The organism is Arhodomonas sp. SL1 (assembly GCF_052060015.1).
Taxonomy (GTDB): domain Bacteria; phylum Pseudomonadota; class Gammaproteobacteria; order Nitrococcales; family Nitrococcaceae; genus Arhodomonas.
The window spans coordinates 1-1,503 of record NZ_JBPODZ010000040.1; the positions used below are offsets into that span (position 1 = coordinate 1).

The 1,503-nt window shown below is 67.7% G+C and carries 1 protein-coding gene; it reads left to right on the plus strand.

The annotated features are described in order from the left end of the window. The coding region (locus ACQ754_RS17010; RefSeq protein ID WP_440998239.1) for an IS1634 family transposase at positions 1-1,436 on the plus strand (1,436 nt) is incomplete at its 5' end. Positions 1,437-1,503 lie beyond the last annotated feature (67 nt).

A 1,503-nucleotide genomic window follows, 5' to 3' on the forward strand; every position in this document is an offset into this window, starting at 1 on the left:
GCGAGCTGGGCTTCGAGGCGCAGCTGCGGCGGCTGTTTCGCTCCTCCTACCGCGAGTTCGATCTTGAAGCGGTGGTCCGCGTGCTGGTGTTCAACCGGCTGTGTGATCCGCAGAGCAAGCTTGGTGTGCTGCGCTGGCTCGAGCGGGTCCACCTGCCGGGGGTGGACGTCGGTGGCGTGCATCACGAACAACTGCTGCGGGCCATGGACGCATTGGTCGGCCAGCGCGAGGCGGTGGAGCGGATGACCGCCTCGCTGCTGCGCCCGCTGCTCGATCAGGAACTCGCCGTGGTCTTCTACGACATCACCACGGTGCCCATCCACGGCGAGCACGCGCTGGAAGGGGATCTGCGCCAGCTGGGGCTGTCCAAAGACACCCACGGGGTGCATCGCCAGTTCGCCCTCGGGGTGATCCAGACCGCCGAGGGGCTGCCCATTGCCCACGAGGTCTTCGAGGGCAACGTCGCCGAGACGAAGACACTGGCGCCGATGATCACCCGGCTGCTGGAGCGCTTTCGCCTGGAGCGGGTGGTGGTGGTCGCCGACCGCGGCCTGTTGAGCCTCGACAACGTCGACACCCTGGAGGCGCTGGGCCGGGAGCAGGGCCTGGCGGTGGACTATATCCTGGCGGTGCCGGGCCGGCGCTACGGCGAGTTCACCGAGGTGATGGAGACGCTTCATCCGCAGCTGGTCAAGCAGGCCCAGGTGACGGGCGAGGAAGCCGTCACCGAGACGGTCTGGCAGGGGCGGCGCCTGGTGATCGCCCACAACCCCGAACGGGCCGCCGAGCAAAGCGCAAACCGGCACCGGCGCATCGAACGTGTCGATGAGCTTGGCCAGCGCCTCGCCCGGCGGCTGGACAACCAGGACGCCGGGCAAGCGGGTCGAGGACGGCGCTCCAGTGACCGCAGCGCCTACCAGCGCTTCCACAAGGCGGTCATCGAGCAGCGCCTGTCGGGGATCATCAAGGCCGACCTGTCGGCCGCGCAGTTCCGCTACGACATCGACGAAACCGCCTGGGCGGCCGCCGAGCGCCTCGACGGCAAGCTGCTGCTGGTCACCAGCCTCAACGAGTGCGAGGCCCGTGAGATCACACGGCGCTACCGCGCGCTCGCCGACATCGAACGCGGCTTCCGGGCGCTGAAGTCCACACTGGAGATCGCGCCGGTCCACCACCGGCTGCCCGATCGCATCCGCGCCCATGCGCTGATCTGCTTCCTCGCGCTGGTGCTCTATCGGGTGCTGCGCATGCGCCTGAACGCGAGCAACACCGGCTATGGCAGCGTCGAGCGTGCCCTGGAGGCGCTGGAGACGGTGCAGTGGCACCGCGCTGAGATCAACGGCCAGGCGCTCACCGGCGTATCGGTGAGCCCTGAGCAACGCAAGCTGTTCAAAGAGCTGGAGGTGAGCCCGCCGAGTCGTACGGACCTCGCGTAGTTGTGCCAAAAATGCCAACCGCCCACCGACGGATCAATAACTTATCGCTGTGGCTGTGGAACTTGAG